The 25,849-nt window shown below is 36.7% G+C and carries 25 protein-coding genes; 11 read left to right on the top strand and 14 right to left on the bottom strand.

All coding sequences use genetic code 11. The annotated features are described in order from the left end of the window. Nucleotides 1-47 precede the first annotated feature (47 nt). From FHR28_RS11270 to FHR28_RS11280, 3 genes are all read right to left on the bottom strand, one after another. A complete protein-coding gene (locus tag FHR28_RS11270; RefSeq protein WP_004721052.1) occupies nt 48-827 on the bottom strand; it encodes a TIGR03915 family putative DNA repair protein in 780 nt (259 codons plus the stop codon). After that, a complete protein-coding gene (locus FHR28_RS11275) occupies nt 828-2,087 on the bottom strand; it encodes a putative DNA modification/repair radical SAM protein (protein WP_151957965.1) in 1,260 nt (419 codons plus the stop codon). A 199-nt stretch (nt 2,088-2,286) separates the two neighbouring features. After that, nucleotides 2,287-2,709, bottom strand: coding sequence for a PACE efflux transporter (locus FHR28_RS11280; protein WP_004821026.1), 423 nt, complete (start codon nt 2,707-2,709; stop codon nt 2,287-2,289). Nucleotides 2,710-2,802: 93 nt separating this feature from the next. Here FHR28_RS11280 and FHR28_RS11285 point away from each other — a divergent pair, with 93 nt between their 5' ends. The 3 genes from FHR28_RS11285 to FHR28_RS11295 all read left to right on the top strand — a co-directional run bounded on the left by FHR28_RS11285 (nt 2,803) and on the right by FHR28_RS11295 (nt 6,390). After that, on the top strand, nt 2,803-3,726 hold the full coding sequence (locus tag FHR28_RS11285) for a LysR family transcriptional regulator (protein WP_004721057.1): 924 nt from the start codon (nt 2,803-2,805) through the stop codon (nt 3,724-3,726). 139 nt (nt 3,727-3,865) lie between these two features. Then, nucleotides 3,866-4,582, top strand: a complete 717-nt coding sequence (gene trmB, locus FHR28_RS11290) for a tRNA (guanosine(46)-N7)-methyltransferase TrmB (protein WP_105712828.1) — start codon at nt 3,866-3,868, stop codon at nt 4,580-4,582. A 608-nt stretch (nt 4,583-5,190) separates the two neighbouring features. Beyond that, nucleotides 5,191-6,390: a multidrug effflux MFS transporter gene (locus FHR28_RS11295; protein ID WP_166782599.1), complete on the top strand. Its 1,200-nt coding sequence runs from the start codon at nt 5,191-5,193 to the stop codon at nt 6,388-6,390. A 44-nt stretch (nt 6,391-6,434) separates the two neighbouring features. Here the strand turns inward: FHR28_RS11295 and FHR28_RS11300 are convergent, their stop codons facing one another. Continuing rightward, nucleotides 6,435-6,992, bottom strand: coding sequence for a TetR/AcrR family transcriptional regulator (locus FHR28_RS11300; RefSeq protein ID WP_105712830.1), 558 nt, complete (start codon nt 6,990-6,992; stop codon nt 6,435-6,437). A 668-nt stretch (nt 6,993-7,660) separates the two neighbouring features. Between FHR28_RS11300 and FHR28_RS11305 the strand changes: the two genes are divergently transcribed. The 5 genes from FHR28_RS11305 to FHR28_RS11325 are packed head-to-tail and all read left to right on the top strand — an operon-like array spanning nt 7,661 to nt 12,063. Further along, on the top strand, nt 7,661-8,731 hold the full coding sequence (locus tag FHR28_RS11305) for an ABC transporter substrate-binding protein (protein ID WP_056510594.1): 1,071 nt from the start codon (nt 7,661-7,663) through the stop codon (nt 8,729-8,731). 9 nt (nt 8,732-8,740) lie between these two features. Then, nucleotides 8,741-9,520 (top strand): ABC transporter permease, encoded by a 780-nt coding sequence (locus tag FHR28_RS11310; RefSeq protein WP_166782600.1) that lies wholly within the window; start codon nt 8,741-8,743, stop codon nt 9,518-9,520. Beyond that, nucleotides 9,520-10,311 carry an ABC transporter ATP-binding protein gene (locus FHR28_RS11315; RefSeq protein WP_166782601.1) on the top strand — a complete coding sequence of 264 codons (792 nt, stop codon included), beginning with the start codon at nt 9,520-9,522 and terminating at the stop codon, nt 10,309-10,311. Before FHR28_RS11310 ends, FHR28_RS11315 begins: the two co-directional genes overlap by 1 nt. Before the next feature lie 17 nt (nt 10,312-10,328). After that, nucleotides 10,329-11,351: a D-cysteine desulfhydrase gene (locus FHR28_RS11320; RefSeq protein WP_166782602.1), complete on the top strand. Its 1,023-nt coding sequence runs from the start codon at nt 10,329-10,331 to the stop codon at nt 11,349-11,351. A gap of 1 nt (nt 11,352) precedes the next feature. After that, nucleotides 11,353-12,063 carry an aspartate/glutamate racemase family protein gene (locus tag FHR28_RS11325; RefSeq protein ID WP_056510580.1) on the top strand — a complete coding sequence of 237 codons (711 nt, stop codon included), beginning with the start codon at nt 11,353-11,355 and terminating at the stop codon, nt 12,061-12,063. Nucleotides 12,064-12,252: 189 nt separating this feature from the next. Here FHR28_RS11325 and FHR28_RS11330 read toward each other — a convergent pair whose 3' ends face one another. From FHR28_RS11330 to FHR28_RS11355, 6 genes are all read right to left on the bottom strand, one after another. Continuing rightward, on the bottom strand, nt 12,253-13,515 hold the full coding sequence (locus FHR28_RS11330) for a carbohydrate porin (RefSeq protein ID WP_166782603.1): 1,263 nt from the start codon (nt 13,513-13,515) through the stop codon (nt 12,253-12,255). Between the two features lie 266 nt (nt 13,516-13,781). Then, nucleotides 13,782-14,489 (bottom strand): YoaK family protein, encoded by a 708-nt coding sequence (locus tag FHR28_RS11335; protein ID WP_105712835.1) that lies wholly within the window; start codon nt 14,487-14,489, stop codon nt 13,782-13,784. Nucleotides 14,490-14,537: 48 nt separating this feature from the next. Then, entirely contained in the window at nt 14,538-15,215 is a 678-nt protein-coding gene (locus FHR28_RS11340; RefSeq protein ID WP_228722057.1) for a YoaK family protein, read from the bottom strand. 38 nt (nt 15,216-15,253) lie between these two features. Continuing rightward, nucleotides 15,254-15,418: a DUF1427 family protein gene (locus tag FHR28_RS11345; protein ID WP_004721074.1), complete on the bottom strand. Its 165-nt coding sequence runs from the start codon at nt 15,416-15,418 to the stop codon at nt 15,254-15,256. Nucleotides 15,419-15,474: 56 nt separating this feature from the next. Then, entirely contained in the window at nt 15,475-17,349 is a 1,875-nt protein-coding gene (locus FHR28_RS11350) for an amidohydrolase (RefSeq protein WP_166782605.1), read from the bottom strand. A 39-nt stretch (nt 17,350-17,388) separates the two neighbouring features. Continuing rightward, entirely contained in the window at nt 17,389-18,075 is a 687-nt protein-coding gene (locus FHR28_RS11355) for a hydrolase (RefSeq protein WP_004821006.1), read from the bottom strand. A gap of 435 nt (nt 18,076-18,510) precedes the next feature. On the opposite strand from FHR28_RS11355, the gene FHR28_RS11360 reads away from it, so the two are divergent. Beyond that, nucleotides 18,511-19,395, top strand: coding sequence for a LysR family transcriptional regulator (locus FHR28_RS11360; protein ID WP_004721080.1), 885 nt, complete (start codon nt 18,511-18,513; stop codon nt 19,393-19,395). Between the two features lie 111 nt (nt 19,396-19,506). Here the strand turns inward: FHR28_RS11360 and FHR28_RS11365 are convergent, their stop codons facing one another. Further along, nucleotides 19,507-20,361 (bottom strand): hypothetical protein, encoded by an 855-nt coding sequence (locus FHR28_RS11365; protein ID WP_166782606.1) that lies wholly within the window; start codon nt 20,359-20,361, stop codon nt 19,507-19,509. 155 nt (nt 20,362-20,516) lie between these two features. Between FHR28_RS11365 and FHR28_RS11370 the strand changes: the two genes are divergently transcribed. Together FHR28_RS11370 and FHR28_RS11375 are read left to right on the top strand one after the other, a co-directional pair. After that, nucleotides 20,517-21,920 (top strand): PLP-dependent aminotransferase family protein, encoded by a 1,404-nt coding sequence (locus FHR28_RS11370; RefSeq protein ID WP_166782607.1) that lies wholly within the window; start codon nt 20,517-20,519, stop codon nt 21,918-21,920. Nucleotides 21,921-22,049: 129 nt separating this feature from the next. Next, nucleotides 22,050-22,208 carry a hypothetical protein gene (locus tag FHR28_RS11375; RefSeq protein ID WP_004721086.1) on the top strand — a complete coding sequence of 53 codons (159 nt, stop codon included), beginning with the start codon at nt 22,050-22,052 and terminating at the stop codon, nt 22,206-22,208. A gap of 42 nt (nt 22,209-22,250) precedes the next feature. Here FHR28_RS11375 and FHR28_RS11380 read toward each other — a convergent pair whose 3' ends face one another. The 3 genes from FHR28_RS11380 to FHR28_RS11390 all read right to left on the bottom strand — a co-directional run bounded on the left by FHR28_RS11380 (nt 22,251) and on the right by FHR28_RS11390 (nt 25,848). Continuing rightward, nucleotides 22,251-23,030 carry a Rossmann-like and DUF2520 domain-containing protein gene (locus FHR28_RS11380; protein WP_166782608.1) on the bottom strand — a complete coding sequence of 260 codons (780 nt, stop codon included), beginning with the start codon at nt 23,028-23,030 and terminating at the stop codon, nt 22,251-22,253. Between the two features lie 88 nt (nt 23,031-23,118). After that, a complete protein-coding gene (locus tag FHR28_RS11385) occupies nt 23,119-24,153 on the bottom strand; it encodes a DUF1311 domain-containing protein (RefSeq protein WP_166782609.1) in 1,035 nt (344 codons plus the stop codon). A gap of 144 nt (nt 24,154-24,297) precedes the next feature. Beyond that, a complete protein-coding gene (locus FHR28_RS11390; RefSeq protein ID WP_166782610.1) occupies nt 24,298-25,848 on the bottom strand; it encodes an OmpA family protein in 1,551 nt (516 codons plus the stop codon). Nucleotide 25,849 lies beyond the last annotated feature (1 nt).

Genomic DNA, 25,849 nt, shown 5'->3' on the forward strand with positions numbered 1-25,849 from the left:
ATCAGCTACACATCAAAACCGAACCCATATTATTGATTTAAAGATATTTAAATCGTTTTCTCATTCATATAACGCCAATATCGCTTCGGTACATATTGAATATGTAGTTTGATGTTTTTCCGCGCTGAAATATTTACACTGTTAAAATAATCTTTCCAAAGCTGATCATATAGGACCTCTTGATGATCTAATTCAACACTAAAATCCTGACTAGAGCCTTGATGAATATTTTGATCAATTTCTAAGACATTCATATTGACTTGATGAACCTGTCTTAAATCATAATAGATACCAAAATTTCGTTTTTCATCATAAATAAGCCAGCGCTGATCTTGATAGCGTGCTTTAAAATGCTTTTCGATCAAAGGCAAAACATTGAAATCTGGCTTAACCAAGCTTAAAAATAATTCATCTTTACATTTTTTAAAGCGAACAAAGGCTTCCATACGGTGCTTTTCTCTTCCCACTTGTTTGGCCCATTTTGACAGTGCCAAAACATCTGGATGACCATAATCCCGATCAATCGCTTTTTGAGCGAAGAATGCATAAACACTAAAATTAAACAGATGTTGAAAAGCATCTTCCTGTTCAGATAAAAAAGTATAGTAAAAATTACGTAAACCACTTGCTGAAACTTTTAACTTTAGGCCTTGCCAAACTCTATTGGCTTGAGCGTCATTGGATTCAACAAAAATCGTTTCATCAAATAAAGCGGCTTGGGTGTTGTTTTCACTTGAGACAATGACATCAAACTCTTTAAATTGAAATGCACGAAATACACAGCACAAAATCCCTGTCATGGTCCCATCAAAAATATATTTCGCCATTTAGAATAACAAGTCCAACTGGGGTGAAAGTTGTTGAGTATATTTTGAATGCCCTGTCTGTAATATTTTCTGGCGAATTTGACTGGGTAATTGATCTTTTAAAAATGGTGGAGTATCTGCACAACGAATAAAATGCATTGCCCTATTATAAGCAATCCCCAATTTTTTGATTTGATCAATATGAATTTTACCAAAGCGACGTGCTTGAACAATCTTTTTAGCTGAACGCACCCCAATTCCAGGGACTCTTAAGATCATTCGATATTCAGCTTGATTGATATCGATAGGAAATTGTTCAGGATGACGTAGCGCCCAGCTCAGTTTGGGGTCGATATCTAAGTCTAAATTTGGATGCTTTGCATTGACAATTTCAGTCGCTTCAAAACCATAAAATCGCATTAACCAATCAGATTGATACAATCTATTTTCACGCAGTAATGGCGGTGCTGAACCCACTGAAGGCAATGCTTTTTCTTCATCATTAATCGGAATATAGCCCGAAAAATATACCCGTTTTAGTTTAAATTCTTTGTAGTGATGATCAGCCATTAAGATAATATCCTGATCCGTTTCATTATGTGCGCCCACCACCATTTGAGTTGTTTGTCCTGCTGGAACAAACTTCGGCACAGTTTTTATAATTTTTCTTTCATCTTTAAATTGAATCAAACGATCTCGAACAATGCCCAAATCTTTTTGCACTTCATCATGGGTTTTTTCAGGAGCAAACTTTTTAAGGCCTTCCGCGGTAGGCATTTCTAAATTGATACTCATCCGATCTACATAAAGCCCTGCCTCATGGATAATCTCCTGTGAAGCACCTGGAATCGTTTTAAGATGAATATAGCCATTAAAGTTTTCTTCTAATCGTAGCTTTTTAACGACTTGTAGCATGCGCTCCATGGTATAGTCTGCTGACTTAAAAATTCCTGAACTTAGAAAAAGGCCTTCGATATAATTTCTTCTATAAAAATTAATGGTTAAATCAACAACTTCTTGTACCGTAAAAGCAGCTCGTTTGACATCATTAGAACGGCGAGAAACACAATATGAGCAATCAAAAATACACACATTGGAAAATAAGATTTTAAGCAGCGACACACATCGACCATCTTCGGTATAACTATGGCAAATTCCAGCCCCCGTATTGCCTAGCCCACTGTCTTTGTTTTTACGGTTACTGCCACTGGATGAACATGACACATCATACTTCGCAGCATCTGCTAAAATTTGCAGCTTTTCTCTAATACGCTCTGTCATCACTCACACCTAATTTTCCGAATGAACTTTAGTGATTATATAAATTATGAGCGGTCAACAACGGCGATTTCTTTATTGTTGCGACATGAGCTGTCGTATAAATTTAAAGCGTTAAATAGAAATTATTGTGCTAGAAAAAACCTGAATTATTGCCCATTCAATTGAATGGGCAAATAACTTAAGCAGAAACAACTACATTTTAAGCTTGAGCAGAAAGTGGAACACCAAATAAACGATCAAAAGACCAATTAAAAATAAAGGTATAAATTGGAATGATAACAATTAAAGCCGCATCTAATAAAAATGCCTCTAGAAAACTAATATTCATCCACCATGCAATCAATGGAATAAGAAAAACCACCAAGGTTAATTGAAATCCGATCGCATGAGCTACACGGCGTTTTACTGTACGTTGACGTAAAGTTTGGCGTTTTTCCCATGCTTCAAAAATTAAGTTATAAATAAAGTTCCAGCTCACAGCAATCGTGGTAATCAGGAAAGCCAAAGGCCCCGTATGGGTTAATTGTGTACCCGAAAGTAGTGCCAGCCCTAAAGAAGAAATACCTAATCCAATGATTTCATAGGTACTTACATAAATTACTCTACGTTTAAGACCTTGCATAAACTTACCCAAACAGATTTTCAAAAAAGCTATTTTAATTTCAGTTATAATAATAGATAAAGACAATAGCTTTCAGTTTGACTGATACCAATTATGAATTTCACCAGCGAAAATATAGAATTATTTGTAAAAGTACTGGATACAGGCTCTTTTTCTGCTGCGGCTCGTGCCTTAAATCGAGTACCATCAGCCGTCAGTATGGGTATCGCAAATATCGAAGCAGAATTAGGCTTACAGCTGTTTGAAAGAACACCCCGCAAAGTGATTCCAACAGCTTCAGCACTTGCCTTAGCCCCACAAGCAAGAATCATCTCAGAACAATTAAAACAATTGAGTAAGCATGCTTATGAACTGTCCTTAGGTTTGGAGAGTACTTTAAAAATAGGTGTTGTATCAGATGTAAATAATCAAAAACTTTTACAATCTATTGATAAACTTGCATCAAAATACCCGTTGCTCAATATCGAAATCATTACTGCGCCACAAGATGATATTTTGCATTTACTGTATTCAGAACAAATCACAATTTGTTTAGCGGGTTCAGGGCAACATATCAAAATGCAAGAACATTTGCAGTTGGTCAGCATGGAAGTTGTTGTTGCAACAATATCCGCAAATCATGCCTTGATGAATCAAGCAGTTCATCCTATTTATATCGAGGATTTGGTTAATGTTCGGCAAATTGTTGTTGCGAGTAGTGCGCTTGATATTGCAGATTTGAGATCGGTAATTGCTGCATCTTACTGGCGAACCAATGATCTACAAACGGCGATTGATATGGTTGAGATCGGCTTAGGATGGGGAAATTTTCCATATTCATTGGTTAAGTCACATATTGATGATGGGCGTTTAATCCAAATTGATTTTAAAAACACCTACAATCAACTTTCTGTTCCGATTTATCTAATTTGGTTAAAAGATAAAGCACTACCTAAAGCATCGCGCGAATTAATCGAGTTAATTAGACAAAGTCTAAATGAACATAACGACTCTTTGAGTAACAGCAATACTCTCTGACTCAACGCTCGATAGTGATTTTATTTTATCCAGTTTTCATTGTAAATTTATTAGGATTGAATGAAATTCTATAAAAAATTTGACTTGCGAAGCTCAGCACTTACAATACGCCTTTTAGATTTCTAGTATTACCTAAATCATGTCAAACGATCAAATTGAAGCACAAATTGTAGAATTAGACAATTTGCAAGAACACCGTGAAATTGTGACATTTATGCGTAGATCGTCACCGCTCAATACTTCACAACGTACTGCGCTTGAACAACATCGTGATTTAATTTTGGAATACCCTGTCGGCGATTTACGTCAACACTTTGAACATCCAGAACGTCCACTTACGGTAGAAATTGGTTTTGGTATGGGCCGTTCTTTGGTTCTGATGGCAAAAGCCAATCCTGAACGTAATTTCGTTGGAATCGAAGTGCATGTACCTGGTATTGCGCAATGTGTTTATGAAGCAGGTATGGCGGAAGTTAAAAACCTACGTGTTTTAGATGCAGATGCAATTCAAGTTTTACGAGAAATGCCTGACAATAGTATCAATACGGTTCAACTTTATTTCCCTGATCCTTGGCAGAAAAAACGACATTTTAAACGCCGTTTTGTTTCTCATGATCGTATGCCATTGGTTGAAGAAAAACTTGAAATTGGTGGTACATTCCATGCTGCAACAGACTGGGAACCATATGCTGAATGGATGCTCGATGTTTTAGACAATCGCCCTCGTTTAGAAAACTTAGCAGGCAAAGGCAATAGCTATCCTCGTCCGGACTGGCGTCCACAAACCAAGTTTGAACGTCGTGGTATTGAGGCAGGCCATAAGATTAATGACTTTATTTTTAAGAAAATAAATTAATGATCTAAGAAAACTAGACTGAGTCTACAATTAAACATTATAGGGTTAAATATTAATTATTTAACCCTATTTTTACATCTAAATTTAGGTAATTATTCGAGTTAATTCTTGTTCTAAAAATAATTAATTCAAACAACCAAAGCATAAATATAAGACCTCATACGAGCCATAGTCTCTACTCAGCGCAAAATTCAGCCGGATAAGAATCAAGAGAAGAAATCAGGGCTAAAGGTCAATTAAATAATGGTCATTTTTTGATATTCAAACAAATATTGATAATTGTCAGATCAAAGTCTGAACGGCTACAAATTGAAACCGGTTCTAAAACAACATTCTCCACTTGCATGTAATTTTACATCAAGCTCTTTGACTAATACTTTCAGCATTCACTCAGCGTGACTATTATTTTATATGTTGTAATTTAATGACGATAGTTGGTTCATTTTAAAAGATTATTCAGTAAGGATTCTTTTTATACATATAAAACTACCTTTGGCGCCCTGCTCTTTAACTCCATTAAAAATCGTATTTTGGTTGATTTTAAAAGCAAACAAAAATAAACTACCTACCGTTAGGTAGTTTTAATTATACAAACTTGGGTGAAATTTATGCAAGGTCACTTACAGACTCACAAAATGAGTACTTCATTTATCATATTACTCTCACTATTAACTGCTTTAGATGCCTTAGCAATTGATATTTATGTGCCCGCATTTCCAGTGATAGCGACCTCATTACAGGTATCTACCAGTCAAATCCAACAAACATTATCAATTTTTTTAGTAGGTTTAGCTGTTGGCCAAGGCTTATATGGACCATTTCTTGATCGTTTTGGTCGAAGAATTCCATTATTAATTGGTTTAATTATTTTTATTTTGGGTTCTCTGCTCGCAGCAGTCGCAACTTCACTTGAACTATTATTGTTTGCACGCTTTCTTCAAGCCATTGGTGCTGCGTCTGGTCTGGTCACACCTAGAGCAATTATTAGCGATATTTGTAATGAGCAAGATGCAGCTCGCCATTTTTCTGTGTTAATGCAAGTCATGATGGTCATTCCAATCATTGCCCCTTTGGTTGGAAGTCAACTTTTGAACTACGGCACATGGCATATTATTTTTTATACATTAGCCTTACTATCTTTTATGTTATTGGTGTGGAGTAGTATATCTGTTCCAGAAACATTAGCTCTTTCGAATAGACAACCCTTAAATCTAAAAAATATTTTCAAAAATTACTATCTTCTATGTAGAAATAAAAGCTATTTCAGTTTTACCCTTGCTGGAGGCTTTCTACTCGGTGGGTTCTTCTTCTACATTAGCAATTCACCCTATATTTTTATTCAACATTACTCAGTCAGCCCTGAACATTATAGTTATCTCTTTGCACTCAATGCACTGTGTTTCATCATCTTTGGTCAGCTTTCAATTTGGTTATTGAATAGAGGATGGTCTGCTTACCAAGTTTTAAAGCTAGGCTCTATTATTTTAATGTTTTTTACACTTATGCTTAGCCTAGTAACGTTACTGTATACACCAAGTTTATGGGTTTACACCCTATTACTGACTATGGTTATTAGTTCTACAGGGCTTTTATTTGGTAATCTTACAGCACTGACCATGCAACAGGTACAACATCACTTAGCAGGAATCGCTTCAGCTTTAATTGGCTTACTTCAATACAGTTTCGGAGCAGTTATTGGTTTTATTGCCAGTCTTGCAACAGAAAATATCCTCGTCCTTCCTGTAACTTTACTTATATGTGCTTTTTCTATGATTATATTAAATACAATTGCTCATAAAAATGCTTAAAAATAGATAGTGCTAAATATCTAATATTAGATATTTAGCACCTTTTAACCGAGTAACACCTCAAGTGCTTTTAAGATCGCATCTAATCTTTTTTTATATTTATCTTTACCACCATAAATGAGCTCACTTTGCAAAGCATCTACAAAACACATGCACAGTCGAGCCAAAGTCGTTGAATCAAACTTCTTGTTTTCTATATTTTCAGGGAATACGTTTTTAAAGATATTCTCCAAATCATCCATAAATATATGCATCGGATCAATCACTTGATCATAAATATGCTGTGGTGGGTTAATGAGCGCATTCATCCAAAATTGTACATCATATGAAGCATCAAATCGTTCACCTATGCTGCAGAAATACGCACAAAGTTGTTGATGAAAATTTTCTCCACCAGTTAATGTATTTTTTGCATAAGTCAGTTCATGATTGATCATAATCGGAATTAGACTCAAATATAAATCATCTTTATTTTTGAAATGTGCATAAATAGAGGGTTTTTTAATGCCAACGTCTTCGGCTATTTCATTCATTGATGTTGCAGTAAAGCCTTGTTTTGCGAATCGCTGCAATGCAATACTTTGAATTTTTTTTGCTGTCACAAATGAAACCTAACAAAAATTTTGCCTATTATATTAAAATTATCATCATTAAAGAAGAATTTAAGCTAAAGTCACCTGACTTCATTTTATAAAGCCATCACTAAAGATATATTCAATAATATATTTTTAATGGAGAGGCTAATTACTTATACATTTTTTGTGCGTAACTGATTGGTTTTAATATTCCACAATTTTGATCAAGTACATGTTCATTACCTCCTAATCTAATAATGGTTTAAAATTCATATACCTAGTTAGATAAGTTAAATGAATGTTAATCAAACCAAATTTTAGTTTGTTTGTTAATTGATCATTCTCATTTTAATCACCCTTTTTAATTAAACTTATAGGCTTGGTCCGAAAGTACTTATCAATACGAAAACCAGCATGTGTATTTTTGATATTTTTTACTTGAAGTAATCAGAATGTGATCATCAATTATTTAAATAAATGATTTTATAATCAAATTTCTACCTATGCTTTAAAAGCACATCATCTTAAAAATTTGACTACAAGGTATAATCTTTACTTTTAAAAACTATAAATATTTCTTTTTTATTCATAAAGATAACATCTATTTTATATATAACTATTCCATTTTTTCATATTTTTATTAATTTAAAATTCTCATTAAGATCGGAGAAATTTCAAAAACACTGGAAAGAAAAATGTTGAATACAACAGGTTTTCATTTTAAAAATTTGGCTTTGTCCCTCGGTATTCTCAGTTTTACACTTTTAGTTGGTTGTGGAAATAAATCGCCACAAAACAATGAACCCAAAGCTGAAGCGTCACAAACAGCAGAACAACCACAAGAGGTCCGTTTTGCTTGGGGTGGTGGTCCCCGTGTCTGGGTCCTAGGTAAAGCCGACGGAGATTTTGAAAAAGCTTTAGGCACCAAAATTAAGTGGGTTGAATTTGCATCGGGAGCAGATGTGATTAATTACTTTGCTGCCAATGAAATTGATATCGCCCGTTTTGGTTCAAGTCCTGCTGTTGCAGGGATCACTCGCGGATTACCCATTGAAGTCATTGGCTTAGAGGGTCTAATTTCAAGTGCAGAGCGTTTGATTGTTCGACCTGAAATTAAAACGCTACAAGACTTAGTGGGTAAAAAAGTTGCTTTCCCTGCAAACTCAACTGCACAATATGCATTAGAACAAGCACTTACATTAAATAAAATTGATAAATCAAAAATCAAATTATTACCACTTAAACCTGCTGAAATTGTTTCTGCATGGACTCGTGGCGATATTGATGCTGCCTATGTTTGGGGCCCATTTACACAACAATTAGAAAAACAAGGTGGCAAAGAGATTTATCGTACAACGACACTAAATGAACAAGGTATTTTGGTTTATAACAACTTCGCTGTCCGCAAAGAATTTGCAGAAAAACACCCCGATCTTGTGATTAAGTTTTTAAAAGCATACCAAGAACAAGTTGATGAATATAAAAAAGATCCGAAATTAGCTTCTGAAAAAATTTCTAAATACTTAAACCTTCCATACGAGCAAGTTGAAACTACATTGGCAGGTATTGATTACATTCCTTTGAAAGATCAAGCATCTGAAAAGTACCTAGGTACAACATCAAACGATGAAAACTCTGGCTTAGCAAAAGCGACTCAAGATATTGCTAAATTTCTAGTCGGTATTGGCGAGCTAAAACAGTCTGATGTTCCAAAAAGTTATGCGCCCAATATCGACAGTAAATACCTTATCGAAGCAACTAAATAAGGTTATAGAATGAGTCAGTTGAACCCGTTTAAAGCAAAAGTAATTAGTGCATTATCACTAATCACTTTTGTTGTTATTTGGCAGCTTGTGTGTACCTTTAAACTTGTGTCACCCATTTTATTGCCACCCCCCTTACAAATAGTAGATACAGTTTTAGATTTATTTCAAAACGGTTATCGAGATGCTCCATTTTATCAACACATTTTAGTAAGTACGGCACGTGCATTTTTTGCATTTTTCATTGCCATTATTATTGGTGTTCCTTTGGGGTTGTTAATGGGCCGTAGTCCTGTACTCAATGCCATTTTAGATCCATTCGTACAATTTTTACGCCCTATTCCTAAAATTGCTTTAATCCCATTAGTTGTTGTGTGGTTAGGGATTGGTGAGGCATCAAAATTTTTCCTAATCTTTATTGCTACTTTACTTAGTGTAATTGTTGGCGCAACTGCAGCAAGCCAAAACGTTCCACAGGGTTTAATTCAAGCAGCACAAACAATGGGACTAGGAAAAGCATCAATCTTATTTCGTGTCATTTTACCCTCTTCACTTCCTGAAATTTTCACCACGATTCGCTTATCGATTGGTATTGGTTGGACCTCATTAATTGCGGCTGAGATGGTTGCTGCAACGTCAGGTTTAGGATGGATGATCATTAACGCGGGCTCATACTTACGTACTGATGTTGTGATTGTCGGTATTATTTTACTTGGAACAATTGGCTTTATTTTAGATTGGCTCATTGTAAAAGCACAGCAAAAATGGGCACCTTGGACAGGAAAAGTATAATGACTCAAGCATTTATTCAGCTAAATAATGTTCAAAAAACATTCAAGCAAAACAAATCTGAAAATACGGTTCTAAAAGACATTAACTTAGAAATTTCTGAGGGTCAGTTCGTTTGTTTACTTGGTCCATCTGGCTGCGGTAAATCAACTATTTTGAACTTACTTGCAGGTTTTGAAAAACCTAGCTCTGGTAACATTTATGTAGATGGTCAACCTATTTCAGCACCAGGCATTGATCGAGCTGTTATATTCCAACAAGCACAATTATTCCCTTGGCTTACAGTGAAAGAAAATATTTATTTTCCCCTTAAGCAATTAAAGGGAGAGCCTAAATACATTACCGAACAAACTGAATATTACTTAGAAAAAACAGGTTTAAAAAAATTTGAAAATCATCGCGTTTGGCAAATTTCAGGGGGGATGAAACAACGAGTTGCACTTGCCCGTGCTTGGGTCATGAAACCAAAAATTTTACTCATGGATGAACCCTTTGGTGCTTTGGATGCTCAAACACGTATTTTGATGCAGGAAACATTAACTAAGCTTTGGCAAGATAACAAAACGACCGTTTTATTTGTCACTCATGATATAGACGAATCTTTACTTTTAGCAGATCGCATTATCTTAATGGCAGGACATCCTGGACGTATTGCAGAGGATATTCAAGTCAATTTACCCCATACACGTACAATTGAAAATATTGCTCCACAGCCAGAATTCATTGAAGCCAAAAAACATATTTTAGAAATTATGCGCAAAGAAGTTAACCGCATGATTGATTACATACACTAAATCTACAGGACACTTTTATGTTATTAAGTCATTTACCCCGCGTTAAACTTGTTCATGCACCTACTCCTCTTGAGTTTTTACCTAACTTAACCAAAGCATTAAACGGTCCTGAAATTTATATCAAACGCGATGATGCAACAGGTCTTGCTACTGGTGGAAATAAAACCCGTAAATTAGAATTTTTAATAGGCGATGCAATTGCAAAAGGCGCAACGCATGTGATTACTCAAGGTGCAACTCAATCTAACCATGTTCGTCAAACCATTGCTGCAGCAAATAAATTTGGCTTAAAAGCATCTGTTTTACTTGAACAACGCGTCAGTGATGCTGCAGATGAATATTACAACAATGGGAACTTATTGCTGGACGAAATTTTAGGTGCCATATCAATTGAAGTTGTTCCTGGCGGCACAGACATGGCTGCTGCTTTAGAAGCGAAAGCAGAAGAATTAGAAGCACAAGGTGAACGTCCTTATATTATTCCAGGTGGAGGCTCAAACGCTATTGGTGCTTTAGGTTATGTATCTACTGCAATTGAATTAATTAACCAACTCAACCAGATCCAACTTGCACCAACTCATCTTGTACATGCAACAGGGAGTACTGGAACTCAAGCAGGTCTTTTAGCGGGTATTGTTGCAACAAATTCTAACTTACCTGTATTAGGTATCAGCGTTCGTGCTGAAAAATCTAAACAAGAAGAAAACGTCTATAAACTTACTCGCTCAACTTTAGAACATCTTGGTTTGAGTGCTGATCTTATCGCACGTGAAAAAGTTGTGGCAAATAGTGACTATGTTGGCGATGGTTACGGTATCCCAACAGACAGCATGGTTGAAGCTGTTGAACTCCTTGCCAGAACTGAAGGTATTTTGCTTGACCCAGTTTACTCAGGTAAAGGTTTTGCAGGTTTAGTAGGCCTAATTCGCCAAGGTTATTTCACTAAAAACGATAAAGTGATCTTTCTGCATACTGGTGGTGCTGTAGGCTTATTTGGGTACCGTAAAGCATTCTCTCACAAAGACGCATACCGCTTGTAAAATGATTGATTTTTCAGAATTTCCTACGCTCGGAATCCTGGGTGGCATGGGGCCAGGTGCTGCAGTTGATTTTCAACAGCGCCTGCTCGATGCAAGCCCTGCAACTAAAGATCAGGAACATATTCCAACTATTGTTTGGAATCATGGTGGAATTCCTGACCGACAACTTGCACTTAAAAACTTAGGTGAAAGTCCTTTCAAAGCCATGTTACATGGATTAAAAATTTTAGAACGTAGTGGTGTTGCTAAAGTGGCAATTCCATGTAATACCGCACATTTTTGGCATGCTGACTTACAACAACAGACCAATATTGAAATCTTAAATATGATTGAAATTACTGTACAACAGATTTTGGATCATTATAAATATGGTGATAAAGTTGGAATTTTAGCAACCAAAGGCGCCCTTTCTACCGAGTTATATCAACGTGAATTAAGTAAATATAACATCCCTTATGTAATGAATTCTGAAGAAGAAATTGAAAAAAAATTTATGCCTGCAGTTTATGCTGTTAAACGGAATGAATCAGAAAAAGCAGGTATCATTTTTCAAGAACTCAGTCAACGGCTTATGGATGTAGGTGCAGGTTCAATTATTTTAGCCTGTACAGAAATTCCCTTGGGCTTACACGCCATTCAATCTCCAATTTTAAATGTAAGCTTCGATACTACGCAACTTTTAGCAGATGCTTGTGTAAGGTGGTTTTACTAAAAATAAATCAGTCTTCATTTTCTATTTAAGAGAATACTTTGAATTATTTTCGGCTTTTTATTGCCTTACATTATATGGCATAAGCATGGATCAAGCAGTATATAAACCCATCTATAATCAATATAGATAAATACCTAGTGTTCGTAACATCAGCATGCATTGATAAAATTTAATTAACTATTCTTGATTCTAAAAGTTAAGCTTTGTCCCCAATGCCAAAACCCAAGCATTGTTGATATCATGTGTTGCACCAGGATGAACAATATATTGCAGGCTTGGACGTAACATCAGCCATTTTGTTGGATAATAACTATAATTTAATTCAATATTATATTCGGTATCAGCATTAATTTGCTTCTTATCATCTGCAAAACGATTATTGATATGAATACGATTAAGCGCAAAACCCAAATTATCCTCAGCTCGGCTGGTTATCACCCCATAATACTTTAGACCGATCTGTTGAGACTGATCCACCTTGTTGGTGGTACGGCTATGGAATGTAAAATTTGCAAAACTGTGTAAGCCCTGATTTCCTACACCAACTGAAGTAAGTTGCTGGTCAAAATTAAACCAAGCGCCATAGGTATGATTTTGTTGCTGCCCCGTCCGTATATCCTTTTGATTTTTAGTTTCATCTGCAGTGTTATATATTGCCCCTACGCGATACGTTCCTGCTAATCCATTGATCAATGATTTCGGTTGCCAGATCATCTCTAACGGAATGGTGACACCATCAGCTTGATGGGTACTCAGATTCCAGCCATGCCGTTCTAAAGCATTTTGAGGGTTATATTCATAAACACCGATTTGTAAGGCGAGTTCTGGGTGAAATTGATATTTTAAACGACCACCCCATTGAGAAATTGGAGAGTTATACCAAATTCCGCTTTGCCATTTTCCCATTTGCGCAGCACAAAATGAATTATTTTGAAATTCACAAGACATCACATTGAAATCTGTACCCATTCCCAAACGCCCTAATTTAATACTGAGCCCCTGTTCTTTAAAGTTTTTCTCCAAAGAAAACTCGGTCAATCGACTTTTACTGTTGCCACGACCATAATTTGCTTGAACATTGGCAAGCTGTGGTGCGGATGGATCAGAAATATCTTCTGAAGATAAACTTTGTCCTTGTCTTGCTGTGATTGTTGCTCTTAATGTGATCCCTTCCCAATTTGCCAGCTTTTCTAAATCTAAAGTTGAACCAATTAAAAATTGACTGGCATATTTAGGATCACTCCCCGGATTGTAGCCACCATCAACTAAATAAGCGCTGTCTACAATCAAGTTTGCATCTAATTTAATGCCTTGCTTTAAAAGTTCAGTCCGCATCCCCTGCCAATCACCAAACAAATAAGAGCTATTTTTGTCTAAGCTGTATTGAGCAGCATGTAACTGTATACTGAGCAATGAAACAAAAGAAATTGTAAATTTAATCAAATTTGACATAGGTTTACCTTAATTTTGCAAAGTCCATAATTTAAATAAATGACAGATGCTGGTTTTGCTATTCGACAAAACATGGTTTAATTTTTGGATTTCTCAAAAATGTGAATGATGAATGCGAGTTAAATCAATCAAGGCTTGATTTAACTAAAAGACGATTGTTCCAATAAATATTTGAGGGAATTTTTAAGCGCCTACGTGGTCACAATAATTATGACAAAACTCCATCAAGCATGATTACTCATTGACGTTTATTCATCATTGAGTCACTAGCTTGGTTGGACAAATCTTTGCTGGGCTGCGAGATAAGACAGATACAACACGGGTGCCACAAAGAAAGCGACACTCCAGAAATCTAGATACACATATAAAAAAGCACCTAAAAATGCGCCAATCACAAAACCCACCACAATGCTGAAACTGTGCTGTAACTTTTGCATATTGCTATGGTTCCGATCTCTTAAATAATTAGAAATATCTATACCTAACTGTGTTGTATTTCCCGTCATCATGGTGCTCGGACTAATATGTTTAATTAAGGTTTTACTTGAAGTGTTACGAATAGCTAAGGCGATCAGCCCTAAACCACCTGTAATTGCGACAGTGACACTATTGGCATCTTTAAACGGTTCAAAATATAAACCCGCAAGCATAAACCCAATTAAAAAAATTGCTTCCCCCAAAAATAAATAACTTAAGGTGGTATGTTTTTGTACGCTACGATCAATCCAATATTTGGTGATGGCAACAGTCAGAATAAATAAGGGAATTGCCCCAAGCTTAATCCAAATCCCAGGCCCACCTTTGACCCAAGCAGCACCAGCTAAGACTAAGTTTCCTGTGACATGCGCAGTAAAAAAACCAAACAGTGCGATAAAGCCAATGGTATCAATTGCGCCACCCACAATTGTCAATAACAAAGGATCTCGACATGTTTTCCAAAACCCACTCGGCGGCGTCGTTTGTATATTTTCCATGTTCTACTCGTCATTCAATAATTAATTAGAATTAGGATCTTTCAAAACCTAAGCTTTTTTATAGTTGTCCCGATTGATGTAAATCATCAGCAACAAAACTGGGGGAAGCAAAAATAACCACAGTAGTGCAAATTTATATACGATTGCGGCAACTGCGCATCCCAGTGCAAAACTCAACATGGTTGGAAAAATTGCAACAATACTCTGTCGAATTTGCAGTCTTTTTTCCTGAGAAGGTTTGGAAAAAAGCTCAGCAATATTTAACATCAATTGTGTTGTAGCACCCGTCATCACGGTTGTTGGTGATTCTTTCGTCCAATGGATACGGTGCATCGCGTTTTGAATCGCCATAGCCGCCACCAACAACATGCCTACAGTGAAACTCATGATGGTATCGTATTTCGGAAAGGGCAAATAAAAGTAGGAACATACGGCGACAATACTAAAAAGCAAAAACATCAGTTTTAGAAAAAACGCATATGAACTGTTTTGATGTCGGATAAACTTTTGATCCAACAATTTGACCGATAAAACTGTAATACAGAACATCGGTAGTGCTGCCAATTTAGCCCAAGCACCTGTTTGCCTCTCGGAGACTAAAGCCGCGCCTAATGTTACAAAATTACCTGTCACGTGGGCAGAAAATAAGCCATGCAATGCGAGAAAGCTTGCAGTATCGACATAGCCTGCATTGAAGCTCAATAACTTACTTAGTCTGAATTGCATCATTTGCCCCTTTCTCCTGTTATTGCATTACCCTATCGTTAGGATAATAAGTTTTTAATCATTGGCATGAGTTGTTCGCCAATAACCATCCCCAATAAACCGCATAGGGCCACAAAAGGGGGTGCTGGAGATTTCACATTTAATAGGTAATACAACACGCCAACCAACAACCCAACGGCCAAAGAGATCAGATAGATTTTCATAAATTTCTCCCCAATAAAATTCCACCTAGTTTCAGATGGAATTTTTTAGGTTGGTTTTAAAAAGCAAAACAAGAACAGCCTAATGCGCCCCAAAATGATTTTTTATCCTGATCATTGATAGGAACATCAAGCATCCATGCATGCGAATGTCCATGCATGCCACAGCTGCTAGAACATGCACACACTGCTGAATCTTTTTGTAAGGGTTGTAAGGAAGGCGCATTACGATTTTCAGAGTGGCGCCACTGCCCGCCAAATCGCTTGACTGGTGACCAATCAGGCGAAGCGGGTGGAATCGGTGGATCTTGTTGCTTAAATTCGGCACCCGCATAGACCACTTTACCGTCCATCACCGTCATGACTGATTCAATAAATTGAATTTCATCGCCCTCAACAGTGAGATAGTCATCTGAGAGTACAACTAGGTCTGCATGTTCCCCTGCGACTAAAGCGCCTTTATGGTTTTGCTCGCCTGAAAACCAAGCAGATCCTTTGGTCCATAGTCTTAACGCTGTTTGACGATCAAGTAAGTCTTTCTCATCATATAAAGTAAAACCACCCACAGTTTTACCTGTGGTTAACCATGCCAAACAGACCCAAGGATTGTATGATGCAACACGCGTCGCATCTGTTCCAGCGCCCACTGGTACACCCAACTCAAGCATTTTTTTTACCGGAGGCGTGTCTTTGGCTGCATCGGCACCATAACGCTGAACAAAGATTTCGCCTTGATACGCCATACGGTGTTGAATGGCAATTCCTCCACCGAGGGCACCAATCCGTTCTATGTTTTTTTCTGAAACCGTCTCTGCATGGTCAATAATAAAACGGGTTTCAAATGGCTTTTTACCATTGACACGTTCAAAAACATTGAGCAATCGACTAATGCTTTCATCATAGGTGGCGTGAATTCGAAACGGCCATTTCTTCTCAGACAAATGTTCAACAATAGCTTCTAATTCAGTTTCCATTTTTTCTGGAAGATCTGGGCGAGGTTCATAAAAATCCTCAAAATCACCAGCTGACCAAGTCAGGTTTTCACCCGCACCATTCATCATCAATAATGCATCACCATCACCAGGAAACGTCATTTCTGTCCATCGTTGATAATCTTCTAACTCTTCACCGGCTTTTTGTGCAAAGAGGTTATAAGCAATACGAACGGTCATTTGATCTTTTTCATGCAATTGATTGATCACTGCATAATCATCTGGATAGTTTTGCCCACCCCCTCCGGCATCTATCGCAGAAGTGACACCGAGCCGATTTAACTCACGCATAAAATGTCGGGTAGAATTCACTTGATCTTCGACGGGTAATTTGGGTGCCTTGCCCAGTGTTGAATACAAAATTGCAGCAGAAGGCGTTGCCAATAATAAACCTGTTGGCTCGCCTTTTTCATTGCGTTCTATTCTGCCCCCGGGTGGATCAGGAGTATCTTTATTAAAACCTAAGACATCTAATGCTGCTCTGTTCAACATTGCACTTGCATATAAGTGCAGAATAAAAACAGGGGTATCAGGTGCAGCTTTATTGATTTCAGCTAAAGTTGGTAAACGCTTTTCTGCAAATTGGAATTCAGTCCACCCACCGACAACACGTACCCACTGTGGTGCTGGCGTATTTTCTGCCTGCTCTTTGAGTAAGCTTAAAGCATCTTTAACAGTCGGAACCCCTTCCCAACGCAACTCCATATTATAGTTAAGCCCGCCACGGATAATATGGAGATGGCTGTCATTTAAACCGGGAATAACGCGACGACCATTTAAATCAATCACTTTTGTCGAGTCGTTGGCCAACTTCATGATGCTATTTTCATCACCCGTGGCAAACACTTTTCCATCAGCGATCGCAATTGCATCTACTTCAGGTTGTTTCGGGTCAAGCGTGGTAATTTTGCCGTTCTTAAGAATTAACTGTACATCTGTCATGATCATCTCCATGTAGATGAATATTTATATCCATAAGGTTTATTTTGCTGACACAGGTGCAATAACTTCATGTTGCGTTGTGGTTCTTTCTGGCGCTTTATGTACCATAGTATATGCATAATCTACGCCCATACCGTATGCACCCGAATGTTCACGTACAATGTCCATCACTGCATCATAAGTTTCACGATGTGCCCAATCACGTTGCCACTCAAGTAAAACTTGTTGCCAAGTTACAGGAACCACGCCTGCTTGAATCATCCGTTGCATCGCATAATCATGTGCTTCTTTTGAAGTTCCACCTGAAGCATCGGCAACCATATAAATTTCATAATCACCTTCCAGCATTGCACCAAAAGCGAATGTAATATTGCAAACTTCAGTCCATAAACCCGATACGATAATTTTTTTACGATGATTGGCTGCCAATGCATCACGAACCTTTTGGTCATCCCATGAGTTCATAGAGGTTCTTTCGAGTAAAGGGGCTTCAGGGAACACATTTAATAATTCTGGAAAAGTGTGTCCCGAAAAACTTTCTGTTTCTACTGTTGTAATGGTGGTTGGAATATTAAAAACCTGAGCGGCTTTAGCCAATCCCACCACATTATTTTTTAAAGTTTGTCGATCAATTGACTGTACGCCAAAAGCCATTTGTGGTTGTTGATCAATAAAGATGATTTGACAGTTTTGAGGTGTAAGTTGTTCTAAAAATGCTTTATTCATTTTGATTCGCAACACATTTATAAAGGAATTTATATAAAAGCAAAAATACACGTAAACCACTAGACACTATTTTAAATACAAACTGTATCCTAAAAAGATACAATGATTGATCAGCGTAGGATGATGCGTTACTTTAGGGGCTGTTGACAATTCGTCTATGTTTGCGACTTCGAGTGGTTTTTAGATGATACAAGGCACGAAATATGAAATTTAGTCATTCTAAATGAATAGTTCGTAACGAAGTAGCGGCAAAAACCACACTAGTCCCGAAGGGTTGTGGCTAAAATTATCTCAGCCTACGTTATGAAACTCGAAAATAGTCTCGCTATTCTTTTCGTTTCATGCCTTGTCTGCTCAATTTTAGCTTACAACGCAAGCTATTTATGAAATGTCAACAGCCCCTCATCATTCAAGTGAAGAGTACTTTAAAATTAAATGGATAAATTAGACTGTATCAATACTTTTATTAGTGTCGTTGAATATGGAAATTTCAGCAGTGCATCACGTCACTTAAACATTACTAGAGATCAAGTTGCGAAAAGAATTTGCCATTTGGAAACTATTTTTAATACGGTCCTGTTCATCCGCAATACTCGCAAAATGGATTTAACTCATTCAGGTGAAAAATTTTATCAACACTCTAAAGTCATTATGAGTGAGTTTGAATGGGCAACCAGTGACTTTACCCACGACCAGAAATATCCCGAGGGTAAACTCAGAATCAATGCACCTCATTCATTTAGACATGCGCATCTTACCGAGATCATTTCTAAATTTATGACACAGTACCCCAACATCAAAATAGACTTGTTACTTTCAGATAAGTTTTTAAATATCAGTGAAGATCAATATGATATTGTTCTAAGAATCAGTCAGGATATTGATCAGCGTAATGCTCACCTGTTTAGTACCTATCATCGACATTTTTATGCAACTACTGCTTATTTTGCAAAATATGGCGTACCCAATACAATTGATGAGTTAAAACAGCACAGTTTATTGTTGTATTCACAAACGGATTCAAGTACTAAAATTGTGCTGAATAAGAATAAAAAAGAAGAAACTATTTACTGTACGCCGAAATTGACATGCAATAGTGGCGATTTCCTTTTAGATTTTTGTAAACAAGATCAAGGCATTATATTTTTACCCGATTTTTTAGCAAAAAAAGATCAAGATGCTGGAAAAATTGTTCGCTGTTTAGAAGACTATCATTCAAAGCAACTTTATTTTTATGCAATCACACCATCTCAACAAAAGATTCCAAAAAAAGTGAAGCTCTTTTTAGATCATCTCAAAAAACACTTATCTGATCGCTAAAATATAAAGCTTTAGACTAGACTTTAACCTAATAACTAAGTATTCACTGCTCATGTCGTATCTTTATAGATAGCAATTTAACAAAGTGTTGTTTATGCAATTATTCAGCATCTAAGCTTGCAAGCTTGACACAGATTTGAATTTTGGACTAAACACATTGTTCTGTAATCGTGTTTGCATATACTCAGCATAAACCGATAATTTTTCATAAATATGTTCAGAATAAAACATATCTTCGACTAGGTTTTGCGCTTGAGCTAGATCATAAAGACCTGATAAATTTAAAATTTTAGCATTCATTTCTGAAAATTTACGACATAAAGCCACATAAAAATCATCTTTATATTTAAACAAAAGCTTCTGCATGTTTAATTTATGATCATGATGATCTAATTGCAAATTTAGACCAGTTTGATCATTTTCGGGATTTACCAAGAAAATTCGAACCTTAAAAAAACATTCTATTTCAAACAAATAATCTGGATTGATCGGTTGATCTGTAATTAAAAAGATACGATCAACTTCTGCCTGAGTCAGTGCTTTGAACAACTGAAAATAAACAAATTCCTGTGCATCCCATGTTTGATCTTGTAGGTCTAAAAATAGATTTAAACTTTCTAGAACGACATCATCCTTGGTCAAGTTCATGGTTTTTTCCACCTGATAATAAGGTTTTAAAATATCTTGAACTTGTGCAGTCAGAACTGTTGAGTAAAGCACTGTTTGATTTAAATTCGCCAAAATAAACGGTGAAAACAAATAAGCCAGACTTAAATGATTTGAAATAATTGCAGATTGGATAATCGCTGTACTTTTCTTTTTTGAAAATTCACGTAAGACTTTGGCACGCAACAATGTAGCTTCTAAGTTTACAAATCTTTGATTGAGTTGCTCTATCACATTTTCAGAGCAACCATGCTCACATAAAACTTGTGTGAGCACATTCAACTGAGTCGTCACAAACATATCCCTGCCTCATTCTATACTGCATCGTGTGCGACTATTTTGGAAAGAAATCAAAAAGAAATATAGCCACAAAATTTTAGAAAAAATATATAACAGATAGAGCTGTGCTGATTGCTTCTGTTATAGTTATTTTAAATACCCACTTGCATTGACCTATGTATAAATCTGAACAACTGGCCCATAGCCTAAAACTATTGATTAAAAATGGGACGTGGAAAGCGCATGAAAAGTTACCCTCACTACGTCAACAGGTTGAACAATCAGGTTTAAGCCTGATTACGGTGATGAATGCTTATCAAGAGCTCGAAGCGCAAGGTCTGATTTATTCAAAAGAAAAGTCAGGGTATTTTGTTGTAGAACAAAGCTCAGATCACCCCACTACATTACATGTTATTAATGAAACAGTTGAAATTAACTCCGTTGTTTTTAAATATTTAAAATCAACACAGTCTGAACACATTATCCCTTTAGGCTCTGCCTTTCCCAATAGCCAATTGCTCTACTCCGCTAAACTGATACAAACGCTCGGACAACTTGCTCGACAACGGCGTAGCTATGAACAAACACCCAGCCTCCCACCCGGAAATTATCAACTGAGAAAAATTATTGCTCAAAAGTATGCTATGCAAGGCATCCCCACTGATCCATCTGATATTGTGATTACGTCTGGAGGTTTAGATGCATTAAATCTTTCATTGCAAGCACTTACACAAGCTGGGGACTATATTTTATTACAACAAACGATTTTTTATGGGGCATGGCAAGCGGCTGAACGACTTGGATTAAAAGTAATTACTATTCCAGAGCACCCTGAACATGGCATTGATTTAGACGCATTCGAACAGGCAATTTTAAAATATCCAATTAAAGTGTGTTTGATGATGTTAAATGGTCAGAATCCAATTGGCTTTACTGTGAGTGACGAAATTAAATTAAAATTGGCGAAGTTACTCAACCAATATCAGATTTATTTGATTGAAGATGATGTCTATGAAGAACTTTACTATGATCAGAAAAAACCCCTCTCTATGAAGTATTTTGATCAACAAAATTGGGTATTACATTGTTCTTCTTTTTCAAAAACATTAGGTGCAGGTTTTCGTATCGGTTGGGTCTATGCAGGTAAATTCTCTGAACATATTCAACACACTCAACTTATGAGCACCCTTTCAGTCAACTCATTTATCCAAAATGCCTTGGTTGAATACCTCTCTCATCGTCATTATGAAAAACATTTAAAAACTTTACGATCCACCTTACAACGTTATAAAAAACAATATTTTAATTATTTAAAAACCCATTTACCTGAGCAATGCCATGTCAATTATTATCCTTCCGGGTACTTTCTATGGATTGAATTGCCTGAACAAGTCGATAGTAATGAGATCTATCAGCACATGTTAGAACACGGTGTTAGTGTCGCGCCGAGCAGCTTATTTAATATTAGCAATCAACAAAATCACTTTATTCGGATGAATTGTTCATTTGAAATGAATGAAAAGATTCAAAATGCATTAAACCAATTGATTTATATTATTGGTAAATCAGTGATGACATAAGCTGAATTTTTATAACAGATTCATCATTGCTTACTTATCTGTTATAGTTTTTTTCTAATTTTTTGTATCTACAGTGTGAATACGTTTCTATCCATAATGAATCTATATTAAGCAGAAAGAGATTTTGCGATGAATGATGACAAAAGCCCTAAAAAACCACAATATGCTGATAGCTCGATTTCAGACAAAGCCTTTAAACGCATGATCATCTGGTTTTTTATCTACTGTAGCCTGTTTTGTATTGGTGTTATTGTCACAATTGGTGCAGATCACGCTGCTTTAAACTAGATCTCAATTGATTTCAAAAGATACGATTGATAAAACACTCACTTAATCAAGTGAGTGTTTTTTCTGTATCTGTTGGCTTAAAAGTGTATAGGCATCTTTAAGATCTTCCCGCCCCATATCCTGTAACATGCGCTGATGCATATTTAAAATATTCACATCTCCACGCCTTGCAGGACCCGTCTGCATTGTTTCAGGATCATTTTGAGTGGCTTTTTTTGCTGTTTCCAAAATTAATGGATACAGTAAATTAAAATTGACCTGCTGTGCATCGACCACTTGTTTAGCCATGTCATAACAATAATTGGTAAAATTACAGGCAAATACCCCTGCCAGATGTAAGCTCAGCCGCTGCGCTGAATTATATGGATAAACCTGATTACTTAGACTATTTGCTAGCGTCGTTAAAGCAGACAAATCCTCTTGCAAAGCCGTTTCAATAAACAACGGGGTATTCTGCCAATCCACTTCACGTTCAAAGCTAAAAGTCTGTAAGGGGTAAAAAACCCCAGATTTTACATGGTGTTCAGTCAATATATTGAGGTTGGTACTGCCAGAAGTATGAACAATCAAAACATCCGAAAGTTGTGAATGAATCGTTTGGATGACTTGAGTAATGGCTTGGTCACTTACCGCAATAATCAATAAATCAATTTCAGGGTCTATACAATCCACAGCATCAATAGCCTGAGCATTCACCTGCTGGGCTAAGCTGTGTGCATTGTTTAAATTACGACTATAAATCTGAACAATATGATGTTGTTTTGACAGTGCTTTTGCAAAATGTGTAGCAACACGACCTGAACCAACAATACTAATACGCATATCAACATCTAAAACTTTAAATATAGTTACAGCATGCCAATAAAAAAGGGATGAATCAATTCATCCCTCTCAGATTATGATGATTACATCAATTTACTGCATTGTTTAAATAAATAATTCGCTCAGCGGTACGTTTATTAAAACACTTGGTATATTGCATCTCTTTATTTTGTTGAGACATCGCATCATCCCAATATTGACGTTGTTGCTGATAGGTTTCAATTTCACTGTCTGGAATATCACCAAAACTTTTCTGTGAAATGACTTTACAATCAACATCACGTTTTTCAAACCATTCTGTTTGATCTTGCTTAAATTGTGCTTTTTGTTCATCACTCAAACTATCCCAAGTCTGGTTTAAACGATCAACTTGTTTGAGCTTTTCTTCATCTAGCTCTTTTTTGCGGATATCCATGGCTTTTTGTGCAAGCGCTGTTTGCTCTGCATTTTCAATTTGGTTGACCTGCTCGCGTTCACGCATATCTTTATTTTCTTTCATATAGGCTGCGTATTGCACCGCTTTTACCGTAACAAAAGTTACCCCTTGAATAACTGCATCCTGATTAAGCACATCAAGGGTTAAACCATCTTTGTCTGTTTTCACAACATTATAGTTAAACTTGCCTTTTAGCTGATCATTGGCTAGTACCAATTTAGATTCACCAGCTTCGATATACTCACGTATGCTACGATACCCATCACCTTCACATCCCTCCTCACAATCTTGCCCAAATTCTGCATATGAATTTTCAGCACGCTGTTGTAAGCCTTTCGGGAATTGAACCAATAACTGACTTTCACATTCCAGTTGATTGGTTTTAGACGAGTCTTCAGTGATTGTACGAACATTCTTCACTTCAAACTTTAAAGCATTGTTAATTTTCTGAAGTAGTGCTTGGTCAGCTTCATAACCAGAATTTTTAATATTATCTGTGACTTCACGCAAATACTCATCTTTCAAATATTTTTGAATTTGATTGATATTATCTTGATTGGTACAACTCCACTCTGCAAGTTCAGAATTACCTTCATCTTTTTTCTTTTTGAAGTAATCACAGCCTGACAGCATTAAGGTACTCGAAATCGCTGCAATCATAAATAATGGGTTTAATGATTTATTCATTGTTTATCCGATCATATTTTTATGTGGGTCATTTAACCAAATAATTGAAGAATTTTCGAGTAAAAAATAAAAAGCTTCTGGATATTCAGAAGCTTTTTATACAATTTATGTGCGTTTTGGCACAGAGCATCTAACTAAAAGGGATTATGGCGTCGTTGCACCAAGTACTTCAAACTCAATACGGCGGTTTTTAAATTGCCCTTCTTTGGTTGAATTATCTGCAATTGGATTGTCTTGACCATGTCCTTCAGCAGTTAACTGTGAAGTATGTACGCCCTTTTCAACCAAATATGCAACAACCGATTTTGCACGTTTTTCAGATAATTTTTTGTTTGAATCCGCACTCCCAACATTATCGGTATAACCTTTAACCACAAGTTTTGCATCTGGTAGTTGTTTTAACAAATTCGCTGCTTTATCCAAAATCGCTTTATTGGCTTCTGGAATACCAGAAGAACCTGTCGCAAAATTAATCACCTGTAAATTCAATGCAGCGGCAATATCATTTACATTGGCTTTATCTGCCTGAATGCTTGAAAGTGCTTGGTCTGCTTGTGAATTACTTGTATCTACATTTGCAGCACTACTGGTTGGAGCTGCATTTGCATCGGCTGTTTGCTGTGCAGAAATGTGTAGATTAGGAACAACAGCTTTTAACTCGTCTGCCAATTTTTGTGCTTGCGCTAAATCTGCTGTTTGAATGGTAAGTTGATCACCGATCCAAGCCAGTGAAATATTTGGAATGCCTTTAATTTTAGCCAACACCTGATCTACAGCATTTTGATCTGGCAAATCAGCAGCATAAGCACCACTGGCTGTAAGTTGACAATGATCGGTTTGGCCAAACACTGAGGCAATACTGGTTTTTAAACTATCCAGTAAAGATTGACTGCTCGATTGTGCCTGACAACTTGCTAATTTACCTTCAGCATCTGTAGAAATTTGCAGTTCAGCGGCTTGCAAATCAGCAACAGCTTGTGAAGCTCCACTGCTTACTGGATCTCCCCCAGCAGGCGGTTTACTACTGCATTGTTTAAATAACAATGCGGCCAATCCTGCAATCACCAACAGAGCGATAATTGGCAATAACCAATTGGATTTTTTAGGTTCATCTTGGATCGAATTTATTGTGATTGTAGACGTATCAAGGGGTACTGGTGTTGGAGATACACTTTGTACAGGTATCGGTGCCACAGGTTCTACAGGCGGGATAACAGCCTCAGCCACGGGTGCAGCTTGCGTTGTGGCTGCGAAACCAAGACCGCCTACACTTAAGCCCAGTGTGGCAAATAATCCTGTTGCCCAAGCTGGCAAATCATCTTGAATATTGTTCCATTGCGCTTTGATAAAATCAAAAATTTCATGCTTACCATCTGAACCTGCTTGATCTGCAAGCAATGATAAAGTCGGAGCAATGGAATGGTTTAATGTGGTTTCAATTTCTTGGGTCGGTGCATTGCCCGCAACCAGTCCTAAAAAATGCGCGACCGTTTCTGGTTGATGACTGAAAATATCGCCTAAGCGAGGATTTAGATTTTGTTGAAGTGTATTAATAAGTTCTGGTTTTGATTTTAAAACTGAGAGGAGAATGGGATAAAAGGCACTTAAAGCACCGATTTTTTCATCTTGAAACTGAAGATCACCCTGTAAAACTTTTGTGGTCACCCGTTCTTTTAGAAGCTCAATAATATTCATA

The organism is Acinetobacter sp. BIGb0196 (assembly GCF_011759595.1).
GTDB lineage: Bacteria > Pseudomonadota > Gammaproteobacteria > Pseudomonadales > Moraxellaceae > Acinetobacter > Acinetobacter guillouiae.

Excerpts from the sequence above, each read along its gene's own strand:
- FHR28_RS11270 (WP_004721052.1), bottom strand. The coding sequence starts at position 827 with ATGGCGAAATATATTTTTGATGGGACCATGACAGGGATTTTGTGCTGT.
- FHR28_RS11275 (WP_151957965.1), bottom strand. The coding sequence starts at position 2,087 with ATGACAGAGCGTATTAGAGAAAAGCTGCAAATTTTAGCAGATGCTGCG.
- FHR28_RS11280 (WP_004821026.1), bottom strand. The coding sequence starts at position 2,709 with ATGCAAGGTCTTAAACGTAGAGTAATTTATGTAAGTACCTATGAAATC.
- FHR28_RS11285 (WP_004721057.1), top strand. The coding sequence starts at position 2,803 with ATGAATTTCACCAGCGAAAATATAGAATTATTTGTAAAAGTACTGGAT.
- trmB (WP_105712828.1), top strand. The coding sequence starts at position 3,866 with ATGTCAAACGATCAAATTGAAGCACAAATTGTAGAATTAGACAATTTG.
- FHR28_RS11295 (WP_166782599.1), top strand. The coding sequence starts at position 5,191 with ATGCAAGGTCACTTACAGACTCACAAAATGAGTACTTCATTTATCATA.
- FHR28_RS11305 (WP_056510594.1), top strand. The coding sequence starts at position 7,661 with ATGTTGAATACAACAGGTTTTCATTTTAAAAATTTGGCTTTGTCCCTC.
- FHR28_RS11310 (WP_166782600.1), top strand. The coding sequence starts at position 8,741 with ATGAGTCAGTTGAACCCGTTTAAAGCAAAAGTAATTAGTGCATTATCA.
- FHR28_RS11315 (WP_166782601.1), top strand. The coding sequence starts at position 9,520 with ATGACTCAAGCATTTATTCAGCTAAATAATGTTCAAAAAACATTCAAG.
- FHR28_RS11320 (WP_166782602.1), top strand. The coding sequence starts at position 10,329 with ATGTTATTAAGTCATTTACCCCGCGTTAAACTTGTTCATGCACCTACT.
- FHR28_RS11325 (WP_056510580.1), top strand. The coding sequence starts at position 11,353 with ATGATTGATTTTTCAGAATTTCCTACGCTCGGAATCCTGGGTGGCATG.
- FHR28_RS11330 (WP_166782603.1), bottom strand. The coding sequence starts at position 13,515 with ATGTCAAATTTGATTAAATTTACAATTTCTTTTGTTTCATTGCTCAGT.
- FHR28_RS11335 (WP_105712835.1), bottom strand. The coding sequence starts at position 14,489 with ATGGAAAATATACAAACGACGCCGCCGAGTGGGTTTTGGAAAACATGT.
- FHR28_RS11340 (WP_228722057.1), bottom strand. The coding sequence starts at position 15,215 with ATGCAATTCAGACTAAGTAAGTTATTGAGCTTCAATGCAGGCTATGTC.
- FHR28_RS11345 (WP_004721074.1), bottom strand. The coding sequence starts at position 15,418 with ATGAAAATCTATCTGATCTCTTTGGCCGTTGGGTTGTTGGTTGGCGTG.
- FHR28_RS11350 (WP_166782605.1), bottom strand. The coding sequence starts at position 17,349 with ATGACAGATGTACAGTTAATTCTTAAGAACGGCAAAATTACCACGCTT.
- FHR28_RS11355 (WP_004821006.1), bottom strand. The coding sequence starts at position 18,075 with ATGAATAAAGCATTTTTAGAACAACTTACACCTCAAAACTGTCAAATC.
- FHR28_RS11360 (WP_004721080.1), top strand. The coding sequence starts at position 18,511 with ATGGATAAATTAGACTGTATCAATACTTTTATTAGTGTCGTTGAATAT.
- FHR28_RS11365 (WP_166782606.1), bottom strand. The coding sequence starts at position 20,361 with ATGTTTGTGACGACTCAGTTGAATGTGCTCACACAAGTTTTATGTGAG.
- FHR28_RS11370 (WP_166782607.1), top strand. The coding sequence starts at position 20,517 with ATGTATAAATCTGAACAACTGGCCCATAGCCTAAAACTATTGATTAAA.
- FHR28_RS11375 (WP_004721086.1), top strand. The coding sequence starts at position 22,050 with ATGAATGATGACAAAAGCCCTAAAAAACCACAATATGCTGATAGCTCG.
- FHR28_RS11380 (WP_166782608.1), bottom strand. The coding sequence starts at position 23,030 with ATGCGTATTAGTATTGTTGGTTCAGGTCGTGTTGCTACACATTTTGCA.
- FHR28_RS11385 (WP_166782609.1), bottom strand. The coding sequence starts at position 24,153 with ATGAATAAATCATTAAACCCATTATTTATGATTGCAGCGATTTCGAGT.
- FHR28_RS11390 (WP_166782610.1), bottom strand. The coding sequence starts at position 25,848 with ATGAATATTATTGAGCTTCTAAAAGAACGGGTGACCACAAAAGTTTTA.